The organism is Actinacidiphila sp. bgisy167 (assembly GCF_057707665.1).
On record NZ_JBYIQP010000036.1, the window covers coordinates 37,862 to 57,056 of the forward strand.

15 protein-coding genes are annotated in these 19,195 nt (G+C 71.8%); 4 read left to right on the top strand and 11 right to left on the bottom strand.

What is annotated here, in order from left to right; translation table 11 throughout:
- Positions 1-103: 103 nt before the first annotated feature.
- From AC3ET4_RS16205 to AC3ET4_RS16215, 3 genes are all read right to left on the bottom strand, one after another.
- On the bottom strand, positions 104-1,519 hold the full coding sequence (locus AC3ET4_RS16205; protein ID WP_431949829.1) for an OFA family MFS transporter: 1,416 nt from the start codon (positions 1,517-1,519) through the stop codon (positions 104-106).
- 1,491 nt (positions 1,520-3,010) lie between these two features.
- The gene (locus AC3ET4_RS16210) at positions 3,011-4,675 is read right to left on the bottom strand and encodes a DEAD/DEAH box helicase (RefSeq protein ID WP_431949831.1); all 1,665 of its coding nucleotides are present in this window, start codon (positions 4,673-4,675) and stop codon (positions 3,011-3,013) included.
- An 86-nt stretch (positions 4,676-4,761) separates the two neighbouring features.
- On the bottom strand, positions 4,762-4,965 hold the full coding sequence (locus AC3ET4_RS16215) for a cold-shock protein (RefSeq protein WP_319137404.1): 204 nt from the start codon (positions 4,963-4,965) through the stop codon (positions 4,762-4,764).
- 134 nt (positions 4,966-5,099) lie between these two features.
- Between AC3ET4_RS16215 and AC3ET4_RS16220 the strand changes: the two genes are divergently transcribed.
- The gene (locus AC3ET4_RS16220) at positions 5,100-6,083 is read left to right on the top strand and encodes a phytoene/squalene synthase family protein (RefSeq protein ID WP_431949856.1); all 984 of its coding nucleotides are present in this window, start codon (positions 5,100-5,102) and stop codon (positions 6,081-6,083) included.
- A complete protein-coding gene (locus AC3ET4_RS16225; RefSeq protein ID WP_431949834.1) occupies positions 6,080-7,096 on the top strand; it encodes a DUF5914 domain-containing protein in 1,017 nt (338 codons plus the stop codon). Before AC3ET4_RS16220 ends, AC3ET4_RS16225 begins: the two co-directional genes overlap by 4 nt.
- A 310-nt stretch (positions 7,097-7,406) precedes the next feature.
- Here the strand turns inward: AC3ET4_RS16225 and AC3ET4_RS16230 are convergent, their stop codons facing one another.
- A complete protein-coding gene (locus AC3ET4_RS16230) occupies positions 7,407-8,975 on the bottom strand; it encodes an FAD-dependent oxidoreductase (protein ID WP_431949836.1) in 1,569 nt (522 codons plus the stop codon).
- Positions 8,972-10,174: a lycopene cyclase family protein gene (locus tag AC3ET4_RS16235; protein WP_431949838.1), complete on the bottom strand. Its 1,203-nt coding sequence runs from the start codon at positions 10,172-10,174 to the stop codon at positions 8,972-8,974. The genes AC3ET4_RS16230 and AC3ET4_RS16235 overlap by 4 nt, the downstream gene beginning before the upstream one ends.
- Before the next feature lie 235 nt (positions 10,175-10,409).
- On the opposite strand from AC3ET4_RS16235, the gene AC3ET4_RS16240 reads away from it, so the two are divergent.
- Positions 10,410-10,733, top strand: coding sequence for a hypothetical protein (locus AC3ET4_RS16240; protein WP_431949840.1), 324 nt, complete (start codon positions 10,410-10,412; stop codon positions 10,731-10,733).
- A gap of 438 nt (positions 10,734-11,171) precedes the next feature.
- Here AC3ET4_RS16240 and AC3ET4_RS16245 read toward each other — a convergent pair whose 3' ends face one another.
- Genes AC3ET4_RS16245 through AC3ET4_RS16260 form a run of 4 tightly spaced genes read right to left on the bottom strand, consistent with a single transcriptional unit; the run spans position 11,172 to position 16,261 of the window.
- Complete coding sequence (locus AC3ET4_RS16245; protein ID WP_431949842.1) at positions 11,172-11,384, bottom strand: formate dehydrogenase subunit delta; 213 nt, start codon at positions 11,382-11,384, stop codon at positions 11,172-11,174.
- Between the two features lies 1 nt (position 11,385).
- Positions 11,386-14,196: a formate dehydrogenase subunit alpha gene (gene fdhF, locus AC3ET4_RS16250; protein WP_431949844.1), complete on the bottom strand. Its 2,811-nt coding sequence runs from the start codon at positions 14,194-14,196 to the stop codon at positions 11,386-11,388.
- Positions 14,193-15,809 (bottom strand): formate dehydrogenase beta subunit, encoded by a 1,617-nt coding sequence (locus tag AC3ET4_RS16255; RefSeq protein ID WP_431949846.1) that lies wholly within the window; start codon positions 15,807-15,809, stop codon positions 14,193-14,195. The genes fdhF and AC3ET4_RS16255 overlap by 4 nt, the downstream gene beginning before the upstream one ends.
- Entirely contained in the window at positions 15,803-16,261 is a 459-nt protein-coding gene (locus AC3ET4_RS16260; protein ID WP_431949848.1) for a formate dehydrogenase subunit gamma, read from the bottom strand. The genes AC3ET4_RS16255 and AC3ET4_RS16260 overlap by 7 nt, the downstream gene beginning before the upstream one ends.
- A 356-nt stretch (positions 16,262-16,617) precedes the next feature.
- Here AC3ET4_RS16260 and AC3ET4_RS16265 point away from each other — a divergent pair, with 356 nt between their 5' ends.
- Positions 16,618-17,307 carry a GntR family transcriptional regulator gene (locus AC3ET4_RS16265; RefSeq protein ID WP_431949850.1) on the top strand — a complete coding sequence of 230 codons (690 nt, stop codon included), beginning with the start codon at positions 16,618-16,620 and terminating at the stop codon, positions 17,305-17,307.
- On the opposite strand, the gene AC3ET4_RS16270 is transcribed toward AC3ET4_RS16265, so the two are convergent.
- On the bottom strand, positions 17,265-18,080 hold the full coding sequence (locus AC3ET4_RS16270; protein ID WP_431949852.1) for an acyl-CoA dehydrogenase family protein: 816 nt from the start codon (positions 18,078-18,080) through the stop codon (positions 17,265-17,267). The two genes, AC3ET4_RS16265 and AC3ET4_RS16270, sit on opposite strands and share 43 nt — an antisense overlap.
- Before the next feature lie 240 nt (positions 18,081-18,320).
- On the bottom strand, positions 18,321-18,872 hold the full coding sequence (locus tag AC3ET4_RS16275) for a beta-class carbonic anhydrase (RefSeq protein WP_431949854.1): 552 nt from the start codon (positions 18,870-18,872) through the stop codon (positions 18,321-18,323).
- Positions 18,873-19,195: the final 323 nt, after the last annotated feature.

The following is a 19,195-nucleotide window of genomic DNA, read 5'->3' on the forward strand; positions in this document are numbered from 1 at the left end:
CCGTGACGCGGGCACCCGGACCGGGGCTGCCGCCGCCCCGGTCCGGGCCGCTTCGCCCGCGCACGATCGAGAGGGCTCCTCGCGGAGCCCGCCGGCACGACCGTCAGGTGGTCGCCTCGGCATGGACGGCGGCAGGGCCGTCCGCCCGCCGCAGCGGACGTCCGTCGCCGCTCCGGCGGGGGGCGCCGGGCTGCCGGAGGAAGACGGTGATCAGAGCCGAGAGGAAGGCGATGCCCCCGGCCAGGCAGTAGGCGCCGGTGTAGCCCCAGGAGGCGACCACGCCGGCGGCCAGACCACCGCCGCCGACACCGCCGACCAGCTTGGCGCTGTAGACCAGGCCGTAGTTCTGGGCGTTGTTGTTCTCACCGAAGTAGTCCGGGGTGAGCGCGGCGAACAGCGGGTAGAACGCGCCGCCGCCGAATCCGTTGAGGAACGCGAAGAAGAGGAACAGGGGTTCGTTGTGCGCCTGGCCCGACCACAGCACGCCGAACTGCGCCAGCCCCGCCACCACCAGGACGATGCCCAGCGTCTGGCGCCGTCCCAGGTAGTCCGACAGCCAGCCCACGACGGCCCGGCCCACCCCGTTGACCACGGCGAGCACACCCGCCGAGGAGGCAGCCACCAGCGGGCCGAAGCCGAGGCTCTTGGCGAACGGTACCTGGAAGTTGATGCCGAACAGCGACACACCGCCGATGCAGACCAGGGCGAACCACATCAGGGGCAGCTGGCCGGTCCTGATCGCCTCCATCGGGGTGAACTGCCCCTTGGCGGGCGGGTTCTTGGCCAGACGCCTGGCCACCCGCCGCGCGTCCTCGGTCACGCCCCGGTTCAGGGGGTCGACATCGTGCGGCCACCAGCTCTTGGGCGGGTCCCGGAAGAACATGCCGCAGAAGGCGACGACCAGCACCATGCCCAGCGCGATCAGGTCGAGGACCATCCGGTAGTTGGAGGGATGGAACCAGTAGTTGAAGACGAAGATGAGCGGGAGCGTCCCGTAGGCGAAGCCGCCGTTCACGAAGCCGGTGCGGGCGCCCTTGTTGTCCGGGTACCACTTGCCGACCATGTTGATGCAGGTCGCGTACACCAGCCCGGCGCCCGTGCCGCCCAGCACGGAGTAACCGGCCATCACCAGGTACGGGTTCCCGAGGTGCGAGAGCGCCAGGAAGCCCAGACCGGAGAAAACCGCTCCGGCGAGCATCGCCGTCCTGGCCGGCAGCACCCCGGTCTCCCGCAGACGGCCCGCGGGGAACGCGACGCCCGCCTGGAAGACCGCCCAGATGCTGGCGATCCAGAACGACTCCGTGAGGGTCCATCCGTGGGCGTGCTCGAGCACCGCCTCCGCGGAGCTGTAACCGTACTCGTAGACGCTGACGCCCATCATCGAGATCCAGGGCAGCCAGACCATCCAGGCCCGGGGCCTGCCGAGAAGGGAGCGGTCGGTCTCCCCGATCCGGTAGACACGGCCGTTCGCGTCGCTGACCTCCCGGAACCCGGGAGCCACGTGCGGTGTTGCTGACATCGGTGCCTTCCCTTGCGTGAAAAGAACCTGGCGTGCGCCCCCTGGGCCTTTCTCTTCATGCGGAGGGGTGGAGCGGACCATCCCTGCGGCTCGGCCCGGCATGACCGGGCCCGGTGGTACGACGTCCGGGCAACTGCGGCCCGGGGCGGCAACCCGGACCGTGACAGCGCGCAGGCGGGTGACACGGTGGTACGACGTGGTACGAACCCCGGGGCACGGTCGAGCAGACCAGTGCCCGAGGGTGTCGAGCGGGACATTCAGCTGGTCAGCGCGATTCTCCATACTGGAGATTGCATACGGTATGGACCTGCGAATCGGGGTGTCCAGGGGAGGTCGGCAAGATTGACCAGTGCATTACCAAGGGCGGGAGCCCGTACCACGCCCCTTTGGACGGCGAACTCCCGCCGGGATGAAGCGCGTTGCCCCAGGTCATATGCGTAACCGCGGTGTCACGCCGATTGGTTGCCTGGGGCATCTGATGCCGCCTCACCGCAGCGCTCACCCAACGCGGGTAAAAGACTGGTAAGGCGGGCGCCGCGCCCTGCCGGAGGGCGGCCAGGTCCCGCGCGAAACGTCCGCGGGCGGCCCAGCCGCCCCGCGAACGCCCGCTCCGCGCTCAGACCGACCTCCGCACCACCGGCGGCGGGGACCGCTCCGCCAGTGCCGACGGCCGGGCGACGGGCGGCCCGGACGGGTCCGGGCTCGCCTCCGGGGCACCATGGACCTCCACTCCACCGAGGGGATCGCGCGCTCCAGCACGAACCACTCGTCGGGCCGCCCGTGGAGGCGGGCCGCCGCCGGGCCTCGGCCGAACCGAGAACGCCCGCGCACCGGCCCGGACAGGCCGCCGCCGCGCCTCGGCCGCCGGGATCTCCACCGTGGCATCCGCCCCGAGCGGCCGCGCGAGCGCGCCGCGTACGGCCGCCGTCCGGGGATCGGGTTCGCCGGGACGGCCGTGCCCGACCCGGGCGGGCAGGGCTTCCGGGGAGTCAGAGGCGTGGAAGGACAGCCGCCCGCGGCGGGTCGGCGGCGCAGGGCGGTCCCTTCGAACCGCGCTGTCGGCAGCGGCACCGGGCCGCACGCGGAGAGGATGACCCTCCGTGGCCCGGCCGGGGGCACAGTCGGCGAGCACGTCGCGCCGGGGCGGAGGCTGTGACGCCGCGTCAGCGGCACGTGGAGCAGAGGCGTGGAAAGACAGCCGCCCGCGGCGGGTCGGCGGCGCAGGGCGGTCCCTTCGAACCGCGCTGTCGGCAGCGGCACCGGGCCGCACGCGGAGAGGATGACCCTCCGTGGCCCGGCCGGGGGCACAGTCGGCGAGCACGTCGCGCCGGGGCGGAGGCTGTGACACTGCGTCAGCGGCACGTGGAGCGGATGCGGTCGATCACGCCCCTGCCGCGGTTCTGGGTGACGTCGTCGAGCCCTGGCGTCTCCCGGTAGGGATGAGCGCCCGGCGCGGCACGCGCCCGGCGCTCATCCAGCGTCCTCGCCGGGTCAGCCCGCGGGGTTGCGGCGGCCGCCCCGGCGGCCCTCGCCGCCGCCCGCGGGCCGCCGACCGGAGCCGCGGGTCCCCGCGCCGGCGCCGTTTCCGGTGGCCGCGCCTGCCGCCCCACGGCCGCCCGAGGCACCCCCGCTGCCGCCCGTCGCCGGGCGCGAACCCGCCCGGCGGGGGGCGCCGCCGGCCGCCGTGGAGGTCCCGGCCGCGGAACGGCGGTCCGTACCCCTGCCGCCGTTTCCGGCCGCGGCGCCCGTCGGCGCGGCCCCCGCAGCGCCGCCGCGACGCCGCCGGGCGGTCCGCCCGCCGTTGCCCGCGCCGTCCCTCCGGTCCTCGCGGGCCGCCCGCGGCGCGGCCGCAGGCTGCGGGACCTCGATGGTGACGGCGACACCGGACGGCTCACGCGCCCCGGTGAGGGTGCTCAGTTCCGGGGCGCTCGAGGTGATGCGCGCCGTCCGGGGACGGATCCCCGCGTCCGACATCAGCCGGGTGACGTCCCGCTTCTGCTCGGGCAGGACCAGCGTGACCACCCGGCCGGAGCCGCCGGCGCGGGCCGTACGGCCGCCGCGGTGGAGGTAGTCCTTGTGGTCGGTGGGGGGATCGACGTTCACGACGAGGTCGAGGTCGTCGATGTGTATGCCGCGGGCCGCGACGTTCGTGGCGACCAGCGCCGTCACCTGGCCGCTCTTGAACTGCTCCAGGGTGCGGTTGCGCTGCGGCTGGGAGCGGCCGCCGTGCAGTGCCGCCGCCCGGACCCCGACGGCCAGCAGCCGCTTGGCGAGCCGGTCGGCGGACCGCTTGGTGTCGAGGAAGAGGATGACCCGTCCGTCACGGGCCGCGATGCGGGTGGTGACGGCCTTCTTGTCGGTCTCGTCCAGGACGTGGAGCACATGGTGCTCCATGGTGGTCACCGCCCCCGCGGACGGGTCCACGGAGTGCACCACCGGGTCGGTCAGGAACCGCTGGACCAGGCGGTCGATGTTGCCGTCCAAGGTCGCCGAGAAGAGCATCCGCTGCCCGTCCGGCCGCACCCGCTCGATCAGCCGGGTGATCTGCGGCAGGAAGCCCATGTCGGTCATCTGGTCGGCTTCGTCCAGCACCGTGATGCCGACGCTGCCGAGCACGCAGTCGCCCTGCTGCACCAGGTCGTTCAGCCGTCCGGGGGTGGCCACCAGCACCTCGACGCCGCGCCGGAGCGTGGCCGCCTGCTTCGCCATCGACAGCCCGCCGACCACGGTGGCCATGCGGAGGTTCACCGCCGTCGCGTACGGGGTCAGCGCGTCCGTCACCTGCTGCGCGAGTTCGCGGGTCGGCACCAGCACGAGGCCGAGGGGAGCCTTGGGCTCGGCGCGCAGTCCGGCCGTGCGGGCCAGCAGCGCCAGTCCGAAGGCGAGGGTCTTGCCCGAGCCCGTGCGGCCCCGGCCCAGCAGGTCGCGCCCGGCGAGCGAGTTCGGCAGCGTGGCGGCCTGGATGGGGAACGGGGTGGTGACGCCCTGCGCGGTGAGGGTCTTCAGCAGTCCCGCCGGCATGTCGAGAGCCGCGAAGTCCTCGACGGCGGGAAGTGCGGGTGTCGTGCTTTCCGGCAGCCGGAACTCCCTCGGCGACGCCGTGGAAGGTGCCGACGGCGACACGCGCCGATTCGTTTTCTGGGGCCTGCGTGACATGCGGTTCTTGGCCTTCCTGGAGCAGCGCAAACCGGGGTCCGCACCGTGACGGTGCGGACCCCGGTGAGCAGGTACGCGTCCGGCGATCAGGCGGGGACGATGTTCTCCGCCTGCGGGCCCTTCTGGCCCTGCGTGACGTCGAAGGTGACCCGCTGGCCCTCCAGGAGCTCACGGAAGCCCTGGGTGGCGATGTTCGAGTAGTGGGCGAAGACGTCGGGGCCGCCGCCGTCCTGCTCGATGAAGCCGAAACCCTTTTCGGCGTTGAACCACTTCACGGTTCCCTGTGCCATGACATTCTCCTTCTGTAGGCAGAGGGCCCATCCGGAGATGCCGGAGAACAAATAATGCGCCTGCGGGGAAAGAATTCCGTCAGGCGCACATAGGTCTTATGGGTACCACAACTGCAACCCGGTCACGGTAGCACATCGGGAGCCGACCCCGCGTTCGGGGGCGGGCCGCCGCCCACGGCCGACGCTGGCCCCAGGCGCCCACGGGCCAGCACGGAAGGACGTACTTCCTCGCCACCCGCCTGCTCACCCCGGACCGGCGACCCTTCGTGCACGCCCTGTACGGCTTCGCCCGCTGGGCCGACGACATCGTCGACGACGACCCCGGAGCCACCGCCCTCGCCGACCGGCGGCGAGCACTCACCGAGCTGGAAGCCGTGATGCTCGACGCCCTGCGCACCGGCGACGCCGAACATCCCGTCATCACCGCGCTCGCGGACACGGTCCGCCGGTACCGGCTCGACCACGCGCTGTTCACCGACTTCATGGCGTCCATGCGCATGGACCTGACCGTGACCGACTACCCCGCCTACGACGACCTCGCCCGCTACATGCACGGCTCGGCCGCGGTCATCGGACTCCAGGTCCTGCCCGTCCTCGGCACCGTCAGCTCCCGCGAAGAGGCGGAACCCGCCGCGGCCGCCCTCGGTGTGGCCTTCCAGCTCACCAACTTCCTGCGCGACGTCGGGGAGGACCTCGACAGGGGCCGCGTCTACATCCCGGGCGACATCCTGGCCGCCCACGGAGCCGACCACCGGTTGCTGACCTGGTGCCGCCGGCGCGGCACCACCGACCCACGTGTCCGCGCCGCCCTGCGCGAGACCGCCGCGCTCACACGTCGTGTGTACCGGCAGGCCGCCACCGGCATACCTCTGCTCGCCCCCGTCTCCCGCCCCTGCGTCCACACCGCGCTGGCGCTCTACCAGCGCATCCTCGACGAGATCGAGGCGGCCGAATACCCCGTGCTCCACCGGCGCGTGACCGTGCCCCGCGCCCGGCGAGCCCGTGAAGCCGCCCGTGGCCTGCTCGCCGTCGCCTCGAGCCGCATCGTGCACCGTGCCCGTCCGCACGAGGTGCCGTCCGGGGCTGCCTCCGACACACCCTGGGAGTCGACCGCATGAAACGTGCACTACGGTCCCTCAACCCCCTGACCCGCCTCTCCGGCGGCCGGTGGGAGGATCAGCGGCCGACCTGGCGCGAGGCGAGACCAAGCGTGATCGCGTCCGCGCTGAAACGAGCGGAGGCTCGCCCGTCCGGGAACTGGTACGTCGCCGCGGCCAGTGGCGAAGTCGGCAACCGCCGCATCACGGCCCGGACAGTGGCGGGACTCGAGATCGTCCTGTGGCGGGACACCGAGGGGCAGGTCCACTCCGCCCCCGGCGCCTGCCCCCATCTGGGCGCCCCGCTGTGCGACAGCTTCCTACGGGACGGCACCATCGTCTGCCACTGGCACGGGCTCGCGCTCAAGCCCTCCGGCTTCCCGGGCTGGACGCCCTACCCCGCCCACGACGACGGACTGCTGGTGTGGATCCGCTTGGACGCCGTCGGCGCCGAAACCCCGACACCGGCTCCCCGCGTACCTCAGCGCCCCGCTCTGAACGAGTCGCTTGCAACCGTCATGACGGTCGTCGGCCGCTGCGAGCCCGAGGACGTCGTCGCCAATCGGCTGGACCCATGGCACGGCGCATGGTTCCACCCCTACTCCTTCGCGGACCTCACCGTGCCCCACGCGCCGGACGCCACTGTCGAGGGCACGGCGGACCCGGCCGCCGACCGCTTCCTGGTCGGCGTCGCCTTCCGCCTCCGGGGACGCCTGGGAGTTCCCGTGCGAGCCGAGTTCACCGCGCCCGGGCCCCGCACCGTCCTGATGCGGATCATCTCGGGAGAGGGCGTCACCAGCGTCGTCGAGACCCACGCCACTCCCCTCGGCGAAGACGGCCGCGGGCAGCCCCGCACAGCTGTGATCGAAGCCGTCGTCGCGTACTCGCAGCGCCCAGGATTCGCCGCCGCGCGTCGGGCCGCCCCGCTGCTTCGGCCGCTGCTGCGGCGCACCGCCGCCCGCCTGTGGAGGGACGACCTGGCCTATGCCGAGCGCCGCTACGAGCTCCGGCGTCAGGGCCGGTTCCCCGGCTGAGCGGCGTCCCGTGTCAGCGGCTCGTCGGGAGGAGTCAGGTTGATCGGCGTAGGACGCGGCGAGGGCGAGCCGTCGCATGGGTGGGTCTGTCCGAGCACTGGCAGTCCCTCGCGACGGGCGACGTGCGGGACACGCCGCGCTGCCGCCGCCTTGCCTCGCCTGCTCTGCGTCTGGGCCGGTCGCGGGCCGATGACTCGTACGGTGACCGTCCCGTGGTGGCCCCGCCTTCGGCAGTCCAGGCTCAGGACATCCGCGAAGACGTCCTCGCACTCGGCCGATACGGGGCGCCCATGTATTGATCGGTACGGATTCAGCTCAATCGGGCCAGGGACCGCATGAAGCGGTTACGGCCGGCCGGGGGCACGGACCACAGGGGATGGCCGCGTACCCCCCATGTCGCCAAAAGCGCGTTGGCCGCCTGCATGCCCGTAGTGGCAGCGCGTTCCATCAAGGCCACCGGTACCGCGGTGCGCACCAGGTCTCCGGCGAGCACAAGACGGGGGTGGCCGGTGAGCACAGTAGGCCGGTCATGGTAGCTGCCGACGGAGAACAGCGGGCAGTCCTGCTGCCATTCGTGGCGAGCGTCGACCACTGTCGCGTCAGCGCATTCGGGATAGATCCGAGCCAGTTCGCGGAGCATCGTATCCTCGATGCCGGCCCGGTCGGCGGTCGCGTCGACGGCATAGGCATGGAGCTCCACGACCGAACCACCGGTTGCCTTCGCCCAGCGCGCCGCGTCGCCCTCCCAGAGGTTCAGGACGCTGACATTGTCGACGGGGCCGAAGCCGCTGGTGCCGAGGAAGCCCGGGCGGTCGGGGTGCACGGGGCGGTCCAGCCAGTAGCGCGAGACCAGGAAGGGCGGCGCCTGCCGAAGGCGTTCGATACCCGCGCGCCAACTGCCACCCCCGAGGTTCGGCGATCCCCCCACCAGCGCCTGCAGTCCAGCGCTGTCCAAAGCGAGGACCACGGCGTCGTAATGGTCTTCTTCGAGGGCATCCGGCGAAACGGTGGCAGAACGGGTCACACGGAAGCCGTCGGCGTGAGGTGCTACGGACAAGACCGTGGTTCCGGTGTTGATGGTGGCGCCGAGCGCGGACAGATGTCCGGCCAACGGGTTCCACAGCGCCTGCGGGTAGGCCTCGCAGGGAACGTCGAACAGCAGCCCCTCGGAGGATCCCAGAAAGTAGATGTGAAACATCAGCACGAGCTCAGCGGCGGAGAGTTGTCTCGGGTCGGCGAAGAAACTGCGGGAGAACACCTCGAACGCCAGGTCGCGGGCCTGCTCCGGGAATCGGATGCGATCCAGGAAGTCCGCCGCACTGACCTTGTCGAGCTGCTCGTACACGTCCGGGACACGCACGTCCAACAGGGGAAGGGCGGCCCTCGGATTCATCCCGGACAGGCCCGCCCAGCCGAAGCTGGGGCTGCGGGCGACAAAACCCAGCACACTCCACGGGGGCGTTCGCGGCACCTTGCGGAAGCTGTCGCGGGCACCGGTGCTGCGCTGGAGCGGATAGTCGGCCAGCGGTCGCAGCACACCCAGGCCGGGGTCGACCCGGCGCAGCAGTCCGCGCAGGTTGTAATACTGGCGAAAGAAGGCGTGAAAGCCCCGGCTCATCGTGGTCGTCGATCCATCGGCCAAAGTGGTCCGCCATCCAGCGGCCCGGCCGCCGAGCACTTCTTCCCGTTCGAGCAGGTCGACGCGCACGCCCCGTTCGGACAGTCCGGTTGCTGCCGCGAGCCCGGCGATGCCCCCACCGACCACGGCCACACGTGGCGCGGGTGCCGGAACGCTGTCGCGGCCGGCCTTGGCCGGCCACAGGGCGGCCCTGCGGTCGAGGCCGTGACGGATCGGCCGGTACGGCCGGCTCTCGCTCATGTGGTGGCCCTTCGTCGAGGGATCAGGGGGAGTTCGAGGAGCGAGCGCAGCATCGCGGGCACTGGAGTGCTCAGGCCGATGCGCCACTCGTCGCGCGGGGTTGACGTGCCGTCCAGGAAACGCAGCACGCGGTCCGGAGGATTGCGCCGGAACAAGTCTTCGAAGAACGCCGGCCCCGCCCGGCCGGTCGCGAGCGCTCGCAGCATGACGGCGTCCATGAGCCGATGCCTGGCCGCGTGCGCCTGCGGAGGCTCCGGAATCCGGCCGGCGCGCCAGGCGGCCGCGATTGCGGCCGACTGCCGCTGAATGGCGGCGAAGGCATACCCTGTCGAAGGGCGAGTCGCGCCGCCGGCCACACCGATCCGGAACACGTGTTCGCCGTCGCGGCGCGGGAAGTCCCCGTCTGTCATCGGGATCACCCCCTGTTCGATTCCGGTGACGTGAAAGCCTCCCAACGGAAGGCTGCTGTCCAGATACGCCTCCAGTGCCGCGTCGTAAGTCGACTCCGGCAGCGGTGCGTCGGAGAACTCCGTGTACTCGACCAGCGCCTCACGCGGGGAGAAGGGCAGCACATATGCGAAGGAGAGCCCGCGCTCGGGCTGTCGGGTGCGGAAGTCCATGAGGTCTGCCACGTCCGGCTCGAAACGCTCCTCGCGTGTGGTGACGAACCACCCCCGAAAGTGCTGGAGGAGCGTGGTCCGGGCGGCGGGCATCGCCTGCGGCGGTCGAGAGTCGAAGACCCAGCGGGCACTCAGTCGTATCGGGCGCCCCGATGAGTCCGAAGCGGAGACGTCGGCACCACCACAGGTGTCTCGTACACCGGTGACGGTCGCTTCCACCATCCGAACACAGGGCCTGTTGGCGAGCGCGCCGCCCACCTCCCGCAGGAAGTCGACCGAACGGATCATCTTGTAGGCGCGCTGGGAAGGAACCAGCATCCGCCTCCCGTCACGCGTCGTGATCCGCAGACGATTCCAGCGGGCGGTGACGAGGGAGTCGTCGTACTCACCCGGCTCGCTCTCCCAGAAGCACCACGTGCGGTCGGGCGAGCGCACAAGCGATTCCCGCGGAGGCTCGACGATGATCACCGAGGGCGGCGCGTGATCATCCGGCTTTGCCGACGCTGTCAGTCGACGAGCCAGCGACAATCCCGCAGCACCCGCTCCGACGATGAGGACGTCGGCAGCGGCGTCGGTCACGGATCCTCCCAGACGGTAGTGGTCAATGGAATCGTGATCACTGCTCCTTCCGCCGCCGGGGGCAGACCGGATGCACCCCACACGTCGTACTCGCCCTCCGGGTTCCCGGGCCGAGCGGCACATCGACACGCTCATGAGGCGCCCGACCTTGGATTCCACTGTCCGCATACCGGTGCATCCGAGGGCAGCCGCCACGCCGAATAAGAGACGATGTTCCCTGCCTGAGGTGGGAGCCTTGGACGACACAGGTGAGGCCGATGTCCAGCCCGCGCGCCCCAGCCCTGCGCTCGGGCGAGCGGCGGTGGACCACCTGCGATCGGCGACGCTCGCCGACCTCGCGTCGGGAGAGGCCTCAGCCGAGGAAACCCGCGCGGCCGGTGACCATCTGCGGCAGTGCGGCGACTGCCGTGAGGACCTGCGGACACTGCGTCGGCTGGTCCGTACCGCGCGCTGCGGTGCCGTGGAGGTCCTGCCACCGCCCCCGGACCGCGTCTGGCGGGCCATCTCCGAACGACTGCACGAGGGGTCGGCACCCCCCGGCGACCGGCCACCCGCGTGACCTGTCGATGCGCGACGACAGGGCGGCGACAAGGCGACGACCGATTGGGTAGGCGTGCTGCGAGGCCGTTCCTGCCTGGTGCTACGCGCCCGCCGACGGCAACGGCTGATGTCGGCGCGGCGGCGTTGCAGAGCGCACAGGCCTCGGCGGACGTGAGCGCGTCGGCGAACGCTTGCTTCTCGCTAGGGAGCACCACGGCTCACGCTCCATGACGACCGCTGCCGAGCCCGCGGGAAGGCCCACGCCCAAGCCCCTCCTCCGCCTCGCCCGCCACCGCGTCAGCGGCGTGTTCGCCGGGCTCAGCGACGGCACCTCCTGCCAACCCCGCACCCACGGCTCGCTCGACGAAGTACAGAGAGGCGCCCCCGGCGCCCGGAAGCCCGGCCGGCCCGGGCCAGCCGGGCCCACCCGGGCCGGCCGGGGCTTCCGGGTGTGTCGTCAGCGCAGCAGTTTCACCGCCTCGACGACCAAGGGGTGCAGTCCGCCCGACCCCTCGTCGACGCAAGCGAAGAGCCGGCTGCGCATGCGCGGGTCCCAGAACCGGCCGATGTGGCCGGCGACGGCCTCCGCCGCCCGGTCGCCCGGCAGGTGGGCGAGGTTGGCCGCGATGTCGTTGGCCATCCGGCGCTCCGCCGGCACTGCGTCGGACATCTCAGTCCACCACCGTCAGCAGCTCGTCCTGCTCCTCGCGCCCGGCCCGCCGCGGGCGGGCGAGCCCCACCTGGACGGCGGTCACCTTGTACTCCGGGCAGTTGGTCGCCCAGTCGGAGTTCTCCGTGGTCACCACGTTGGCGCCGGTCACCGGGTGGTGGAAGGTGGTGTAGACGACCCCGGGCGGCATGCGGTCGGAGATCTCGGCCTTCAGCGTCGTCTCCCCGACCCGGCTCGCCAGCGTCACCATGTCGCCGTCCACGATGCCGCGGACCTCGGCGTCGTGGGGGTGCAGCTCCAGCACGTCCTCCGGGTGCCAGGCGACGTTGGCGGTACGGCGGGTCTGGGCCCCGACGTTGTACTGGCTGAGGATCCGTCCCGTGGTCAGGATCAGCGGGAAGCGCCGGGTGCTGCGCTCGGCGGTCGGCACGAAGGTCGTGACGACGAACTTGCCCTTGCCCCGCACGAACTCGTCCACGTGCATGACGGGCGTGCCCTCGGGCGCCTGCTCGTTGCACGGCCACTGGACGCTGCCCAGCTTGTCCAGCAGCTGGAAGGAGACACCGGTGAAGGTCGGCGTGACCTGGGCGATCTCGTCCATGATCTGACCGGGGTGGTCATAGGACATCGGGTGGCCCATGGCGGTGGCGATCTCGGAGACGATCTGCCACTCGTGCTTGCCCGTCTTCGGCTTCATCACCGCGCGCACCCGGTTGATGCGGCGCTCGGCGTTGGTGAAGGTGCCGTCCTTCTCCAGGAAGGACGCGCCCGGCAGGAAGACGTGGGCGAACTTCGCCGTCTCGTTGAGGAACAGGTCCTGCACGACGACCAGTTCCATGGCCTCGAGCGCCGCGGTGACGTGCCTGAGGTTGGGGTCGGACTGGGCGATGTCCTCGCCGTGGACGAACAGGCCGCGGAAGGACCCGTCGATCGCCGCGTCGAACATGTTCGGGATGCGCAGCCCGGGCTCGGCGAGAAGGGTGCCGCCCCACAGGTTCTCGAAGACGGTGCGCACGGCGTCGTCGGAGACGTGCCGGTAGCCGGGCAGCTCGTGCGGGAACGAGCCCATGTCGCAGGAGCCCTGCACGTTGTTCTGCCCGCGCAGCGGGTTGACCCCGACGCCGTCGCGGCCGATGTTGCCGCAGGCCATGGCGAGGTTGGCCATGCCCATCACCATCGTGGAGCCCTGGCTGTGCTCGGTGACGCCGAGGCCGTAGTAGATCGCGCCGTTCGGCGCCTGCGCGTACAGCCGGGCGGCGGCGCGCAGTTCCTCGGCCGGCACGCCGGTGATCTCCTCCGTGGCCTCCGGGCTGTTCTCCGGGCGGGCGATGAACTGCGCCCACTCGTCGAAGTCCTCGCACCGCTCGTCCACGAAGGCCCGGTCGACCAGGCCCTCGGTGACGACCACGTGCGCCATGGCGTTCACGACGGCGACGTTGGTGCTGGGCCGCAGCTGGAGGTGGTGCTCCGCCTCGATGTGCGGGGAGCGGACCAGGTCGATGCGGCGCGGGTCGACGACGATGAGCTTGGCGCCCTCGCGCAGCCTGCGCTTCATCCGGGAGGCGAACACCGGGTGGCCGTCCGTGGGGTTGGCCCCGATCACCATGATGACGTCGGCCTCGGCGACGGACCGGAAGTCCTGCGTGCCGGCGGACTCGCCGAAGGTCTGCTTGAGTCCGTACCCCGTCGGGGAGTGGCAGACCCGGGCGCAGGTGTCGACGTTGTTGTTGCCGAAGGCGGCGCGCACCATCTTCTGGACGACGTAGACCTCTTCGTTGGTGCACCGCGAGGAGGTGATCGCGCCGATCGCGCCCGATCCGAAATGGTCCTGGAGCTCGCGCATCCGCCGGGCGACCGTGCCGATGGCCTCGTCCCACTCGACCTCGCGCCAGGGATCGGTGATCTTCTCCCGCAGCATGGGCTTCAGCACCCGGTCGGGGTGGCTGGCGTAGCCGAAGGCGAAGCGGCCCTTGACGCAGGAGTGGCCCTCGTTGGCGCCGCCGTCCTTGTACGGCACCATCCGCACGAGTTCGTCACCGCGCAGCTCGGCCTTGAAGGAGCAGCCGACCCCGCAGTACGCGCAGGTGGTGACCACCGAGCGGGTGGGCATGCCGAGCTCGACGACCGACTTCTCCTGCAGCGTCGAGGTGGGGCAGGCCTGCACGCACGCGCCGCAGGAGACGCACTCGGAGTCCATGAAGGACTCGCCGGCGCCCGGCGAGACCTTGGAGTCGAAGCCGCGCCCCTCGATGGTGAGCGCGAAGGTGCCCTGGACCTCGCCGCAGGCGCGGACGCAGCGGGAGCAGACGATGCACTTGGACGCGTCGAAGTCGAAGTAGGGGTTGGAGGTGTCCTTCTCGGCGGCGAGGTGGTTCTCGCCCTCGTAGCCGAAGCGGACCTGCCGCAGCCCGACCACGCCGGCCATGTCCTGCAGTTCGCAGTCGCCGTTGGCCGGGCAGGTGAGGCAGTCCAGCGGGTGGTCGGAGATGTAGAGCTCCATGACGCCCTGGCGGAGCTTGGCCACCTTGGGCGTCTGGGTGCTCACCTTCATCCCGTCCGCCACCGGTGTGGTGCAGGAGGCCGGGGTCCCCCGCCGGCCGTCGATCTCCACCACGCACAGCCGGCAGGAGCCGAACGGCTCGAGGCTGTCGGTGGCGCAGAGCTTGGGGATGTCGATGCCGGCGAGCGCGGCGGCGCGCATCACCGACGTGCCCTCGGGCACGGTCACCGGCAGCCCGTCCACCTCCACCGACACCGTCGCCGGTCCGGGTCGCTCCGGTGTCCCGAAGTCGGGTTCCTTGAGGAGTGTCATGCCGTGCCCTCCGTCCTGCCTCCATGGGCGTGCGTGCGGGGGATCGCCCGGCCGGGGTCGCGGGCGAGGAAGTCGTCGGGGAAGTGGGCTATGGCGCTGCGCACGGGCATCGGGGTGAGCCCGCCCATCGCGCACAGGGAGCCGTCGGTCATCAGCTCGCACAGGTCCTCGAGCAGGGCCAGGTTCTCGTCCCGCCGCTCACCGGCCACGATCTTGTCGATCGTCTCGACGCCGCGGACCGAGCCCACCCGGCAGGGAGTGCACTTGCCGCAGGACTCCTCGGCGCAGAACTCCATCGCGAACCGGGCCTGGGCGGCCATGTCGACGGTCTCGTCGAACACGACGACGCCGCCGTGTCCCAGCATCGCGCCGGCCTCGGCGAAGGCCTCGTACTCCATCGGCAGGTCGAACATCGTGGTCGGCAGGTAGGCGCCGAGCGGGCCGCCCACCTGCACCGTGCGGACCGGCCGCCCGGACAGGGTCCCGCCGCCGTACTCCTCGACCAGTTCGCGCAGGGTGACGCCGAAGGCGGTCTCCACGATGCCGCCGCGGGCGATGTTCCCGCCGAGCTGGAACACCTGGGTGCCGCGCGAGCGCTCCACGCCGAGTTCCTGGTAAGCCTTCGCTCCCTCGGCGAGGATGACCGGCACCGTGGCGAGGGTGAGGACGTTGTTGACGACCGTCGGCTTGCCGAACAGGCCCTCGATCGCGGGGATGGGCGGCTTGGCGCGGACGGTGCCGCGCTTGCCCTCCAGGCTCTCCAGCATGGAGGTCTCCTCGCCGCAGATGTACGCGCCGGCGCCGACGCGTACGTGCAGCTCGAAGTCGAGCGGGGAGCCGAGAACGCCCTTGCCGAGCCACCCCTGCTCGCGCGCGATCTCGATCGCCGCGCGCATCGTGGCCACCGCGTCGGGGTACTCGGAACGGATGTAGAGGTAGCCCTCGCGCGCGCCGACGGCGTGTGCGGCGATCGTCATGCCCTCGATGAGCATGAAGGGGTCGCCCTCCATGACCATGCGGTCGGCGAAGGTGCCGCTGTCGCCCTCGTCGGCGTTGCAGCACACGAACTTGAGGTCGTCGACGCAGTCCAGGACGGTCTTCCACTTGATGCCGGCCGGGAACCCGGCGCCGCCGCGGCCGCGCAGACCGGAGTCGGTGACCTCGGTGACGACGTCCGCTGGGGCCATGCCGAGGGCGGTGCGCAGTCCGGCCAGGCCGCCGTGGGCCAGGTAGTCCTCCGGCGAGAGGGGGTCGGTCACCCCCATGCGGGAGAAGGTGACGCGTGTCTGGCGGACCAGCCAGGGCAGTTCGTCGACGACGCCGAGGCGCAGCGGGTGGTCGCCGCCCTCCAGCATCCCCGCGGCCAGCAGCCCCTCGACGTCCGAGGGGGTCACCGGCCCGTATCCGATGCGGCCGGCCGGGGTGACCACCTCGACCAGCGGCTCCAGCCACAGCATGCCGCGCGAGCCGTTGCGCACCACCGCGACGGGCGCCCCCCGCTCCGCCGCGGCGCTCCGCAGCGCGTCCGCCACCTCGTCAGCGCCGACCGATCTGGCCGCCGAGTCACGCGGGACGTAGACCGTCACCGTGGAGTCGGAAGAGTCCTTCAACATGCGACCGTCCCCTTGAGGATGGAGCCCAACCGGGCCGTGTCCACTCGTCCGTACAACCGCCCGTCGACCTCGACCGCCGGGCCCAGGGCGCAGTTGCCGAGGCAGAAGACCTGCTCGAGGGTGACCGAGCCGTCCGGGCTCGTCTCCCCCGGCGCCAGTCCCGCCTCCCGCGCGTAGCCCACCAGCGCGTCGGCGCCGAGGGCCTGGCAGGCCTCGGCACGGCAGATGCGCACCGTCGACCGTCCCGCCGGCTCGCGGCGGAAGTCGTGGTAGAAGGTCACCACTCCGTGGACGTCAGCTCTGGAGAGGTTGAACTCGTCGGCGAGCACTGGTATCGCCTCTTCGGGTACGCACCCCAACTCGGCCTGCAGCGCGTGCAGGACCGGCAGCAGCGCACCGCGCTGATCCCGATGATCAGCCACAACCGTCCGGACCACGTCTTCGACCGTCATGTCACTCCCGCCGATCGTCATTGACCACTCCGCCTTCGCCAGGTCAGGGAGTTCCGGCGCGGGATCGTCACAGAACCGCTTCGCCTTCCCGACGGGGCCGGCAGTACACCGCGACGATACCGCATACAAACTTCTGCATACAGAATGCCGAGGCCAAGACTTTTCCCCAACACCCTGCACATGGCCGCAGGTTGCCCGTCCTGCCGTGTCGCGCCGTGTCCGCATGGTGCCGCAGCAGAAGGCATGCTGCATACCAAAACCTGTATACTGAAGCCTCCCGCCGCCGACGACCCCTCACGGCGGCCGCCAGTACGGAGCCGTCGACCCAACAGGCTCGGCGGCAGAACGGGGGAAGCATGCGCGAGGCCCTGACGGCCGCGGCGACCCACCGGGTCGCCCGTCCCGCACCGCTGCGCCAGGCCGTGTACGACGCCCTCATCGAACTCGTCATCAGCGGCTCCCTGACGCCCGGTCAGCACCTGGTCGAGGCCGAACTCGCCGAGCACCTCGACGTCTCCCGCCAGCCGGTGCGCGAGGCCCTGCAGCGGCTGCAGACCGACGGGTGGGTGGACCTGCGTCCGGCCCAGGGCGCCTTCGTCCACTCCCCCACCGAGGAGGAGGCCGCCCAGCTGCTCGGCGTCCGCTCGGTGCTGGAGACGTACTCGGCCCGGCTCGCCGCAGAGAACGCCAAGCCCGAGGACGTCGACCGCCTCTGGGAGCTGCAGGAGGAAGGTGAGGCGGCGCTCGCCGCGGGCGAGGTGGAGCGCCTGGTCGCGGCCAACACGGCGCTGCACTCCTGCATCACGTCCATCGCCGCCAACGCCGTGCTGGCGGAGCTCATCTCGCAGGTGAGCCGGAAGGTGCGGTGGTACTACACCCCCATCGCCAAGCCCCGCGGCAAGGACGCCTGGAAGGAGCACGCCCAGCTCATCAGGGCCATTGCCAAGGGCGACGCCGAGCGCGCCGGCGAGATCATGCGCAAGCACACCGAGCGCACCGGCGACTACCGCAAGGCGGTCGCGGCGGAGGCCGCGGCGCTGAACTGAACCGCTCCGTCCGCGGCCGCCGTGACCGGTCGTCCTGTGGCCGCGGGGGCCTCCGCCGCGACCGCCACGGAAGGGTGCACGGCCGCTGCGCCCACGGCGTCCCGCAGTGCGCACAGCCACGGCAGCACCGTGCGCAGCACGATGTCGCCGCCCACGCCGTCCTCCCCCAGCATCGCGTCGGCGGGGACGAGGACCGGGTCGGCGAGCACCGTCGCGGTGGCGCTGCCCTGCGGACCTGTGCCGTCCGGCCGAGCGGGGACGAAGAGGTCGGACGCGTGCGCCGGCACCAGCCACAGGGTCAGCCCGTCCGCGGTGTCGAGCGGCAGCGACGACCAGACGTAGCTGTCGGCCTCCCCCGCCGCGACCACCTCGCGCTTGCGGGCGCGCAGGGCCACCACCTCACCCGAGCGGGAGACCGACGCCCCGACGGCGCCGTCCGCGGCACCCGCACGGTCCGCCAGGGCGAGGCTGCTGAGGTGGCGTCCGACGGCGATCTCACCGCGCACCCAGGGGCTGCCGCACGCCTCGATCACGGCGACGGCAGCGTAGTGGGACTGCAGCACGGCCGCGGTCGCCGGGCAGGCCCCGGCGACCCGTGCGACGACCTCGGCGGCCTCGTCCACGCCCCGGCCACCGCCGCCAAGGTCGGCGGAGACGGTCAGCCCGAGCAGTCCGGCCTCGCCCAGGGCGGTCACCGAGCCGCGCGGAAACCTCCCCTCCCGGCCGGTCCGCTCGGCACGGGGTGCGATGACGTCGCTCAGGACACGGGGCAAGGCGTTGCGGTACGACACGAGGTGACCCCCTCGGGGAACGGTTGCTGATCTGCCCTCAGGCAGCGGACGTGGGCACGACGGCGGACGGGGCGGCCGCACACGCCGAGGCGTGCTCGCCGGCCGCCCCGCCACCCGTACGCGCGGACCAGCCGCCGGGAGCAGCCGTCCCGCGTCTCCCGGCGGATTTGCCGTCCGCCGGTCCGCGCGCGGGTCTCGGGGGGCGTCGCCGCCCCGGGTGGCTCAGGGCCGCGGGTCGATCTCCCGCAGGAGCCCTGTCGCGACATCGAACACAAAGCCCCGTACGTCGTCGGTGTGGGGCAGGAAGGGAGAGGTGCGCACCCGCCGCATCGACTGCCGGACGTCCTGGTCGACGTCCTGGAAGGCCTCCACCGCCCACGCGGGACGCTGGCCGACCTCCATCTCGAGCTCGTGCCGGAAGCCCTCGGTGAGGGTCTGCAGACCGCAGCCGGTGTGGTGGATCAGCACCACGCTGCGGGTCCCGAGGGCGCGCTGGCTGATGGTCAGGGAGCGGACGGTGTCGTCGGTGACCACGCCGCCGGCGTTGCGGATGGTGTGGCAGTCGCCCAGTTCCAGACCGAGGGCGGCGTGCAGGTCGATCCGGGCGTCCATGCAGGCGACCACGGCCACCTGCAGCACGGGCCGGGCGCCCATGCCGGGGTCGGTGAACCCCGCGGCGTACTTGCGGTTGGACTCCACGAGGCGGTCGGTGACCGTCTGCTCGCCCGGGGTGCCGCCACCGGGCTGCAGGGACCCGTACGTTGACGTCGACATGGCTGTGGTGCGCTCCTTTTCTGGTGCGGCCGCCACGTGCTCGAAGCGTTCACGGAAGCGGCCGGTTCGGGGTGGACCACGGCGGCCGCCGCCGATCACGCGCCGTCCCGCCGGTCGATAGACGGGGTGAATCAACGCAGGCCGGACGGGAGGGCGCAGCGGCCCCGGTACGGCGGAGGGATCCGCCGGGGGGACGGGTCGCGCACCTGGCGCCGCCCCTACGGCGGAAGGTCGCACCGCCGGGTCGTCCCGCTGCCTGCGGGACGGCGCGCGTGGTCCGCGGTCATGGTCAGATCACTCCCTGCGCCTTGAGCCCCGCCAGT

Bases quoted from the DNA above. Each gene is read 5' to 3' on its own strand.
- AC3ET4_RS16225 (WP_431949834.1), top strand. From the start codon at position 6,080: ATGAAACGTGCACTACGGTCCCTCAACCCCCTGACCCGCCTCTCCGGC.
- AC3ET4_RS16215 (WP_319137404.1), bottom strand. From the start codon at position 4,965: ATGGCACAGGGAACCGTGAAGTGGTTCAACGCCGAAAAGGGTTTCGGC.
- AC3ET4_RS16260 (WP_431949848.1), bottom strand. From the start codon at position 16,261: ATGACGGTCGAAGACGTGGTCCGGACGGTTGTGGCTGATCATCGGGAT.
- AC3ET4_RS16265 (WP_431949850.1), top strand. From the start codon at position 16,618: ATGCGCGAGGCCCTGACGGCCGCGGCGACCCACCGGGTCGCCCGTCCC.
- AC3ET4_RS16245 (WP_431949842.1), bottom strand. From the start codon at position 11,384: ATGTCCGACGCAGTGCCGGCGGAGCGCCGGATGGCCAACGACATCGCG.
- AC3ET4_RS16275 (WP_431949854.1), bottom strand. From the start codon at position 18,872: ATGTCGACGTCAACGTACGGGTCCCTGCAGCCCGGTGGCGGCACCCCG.
- AC3ET4_RS16205 (WP_431949829.1), bottom strand. From the start codon at position 1,519: ATGTCAGCAACACCGCACGTGGCTCCCGGGTTCCGGGAGGTCAGCGAC.
- AC3ET4_RS16255 (WP_431949846.1), bottom strand. From the start codon at position 15,809: ATGTTGAAGGACTCTTCCGACTCCACGGTGACGGTCTACGTCCCGCGT.
- fdhF (WP_431949844.1), bottom strand. From the start codon at position 14,196: ATGACACTCCTCAAGGAACCCGACTTCGGGACACCGGAGCGACCCGGA.
- AC3ET4_RS16210 (WP_431949831.1), bottom strand. From the start codon at position 4,675: ATGTCACGCAGGCCCCAGAAAACGAATCGGCGCGTGTCGCCGTCGGCA.
- AC3ET4_RS16230 (WP_431949836.1), bottom strand. From the start codon at position 8,975: ATGAGCGAGAGCCGGCCGTACCGGCCGATCCGTCACGGCCTCGACCGC.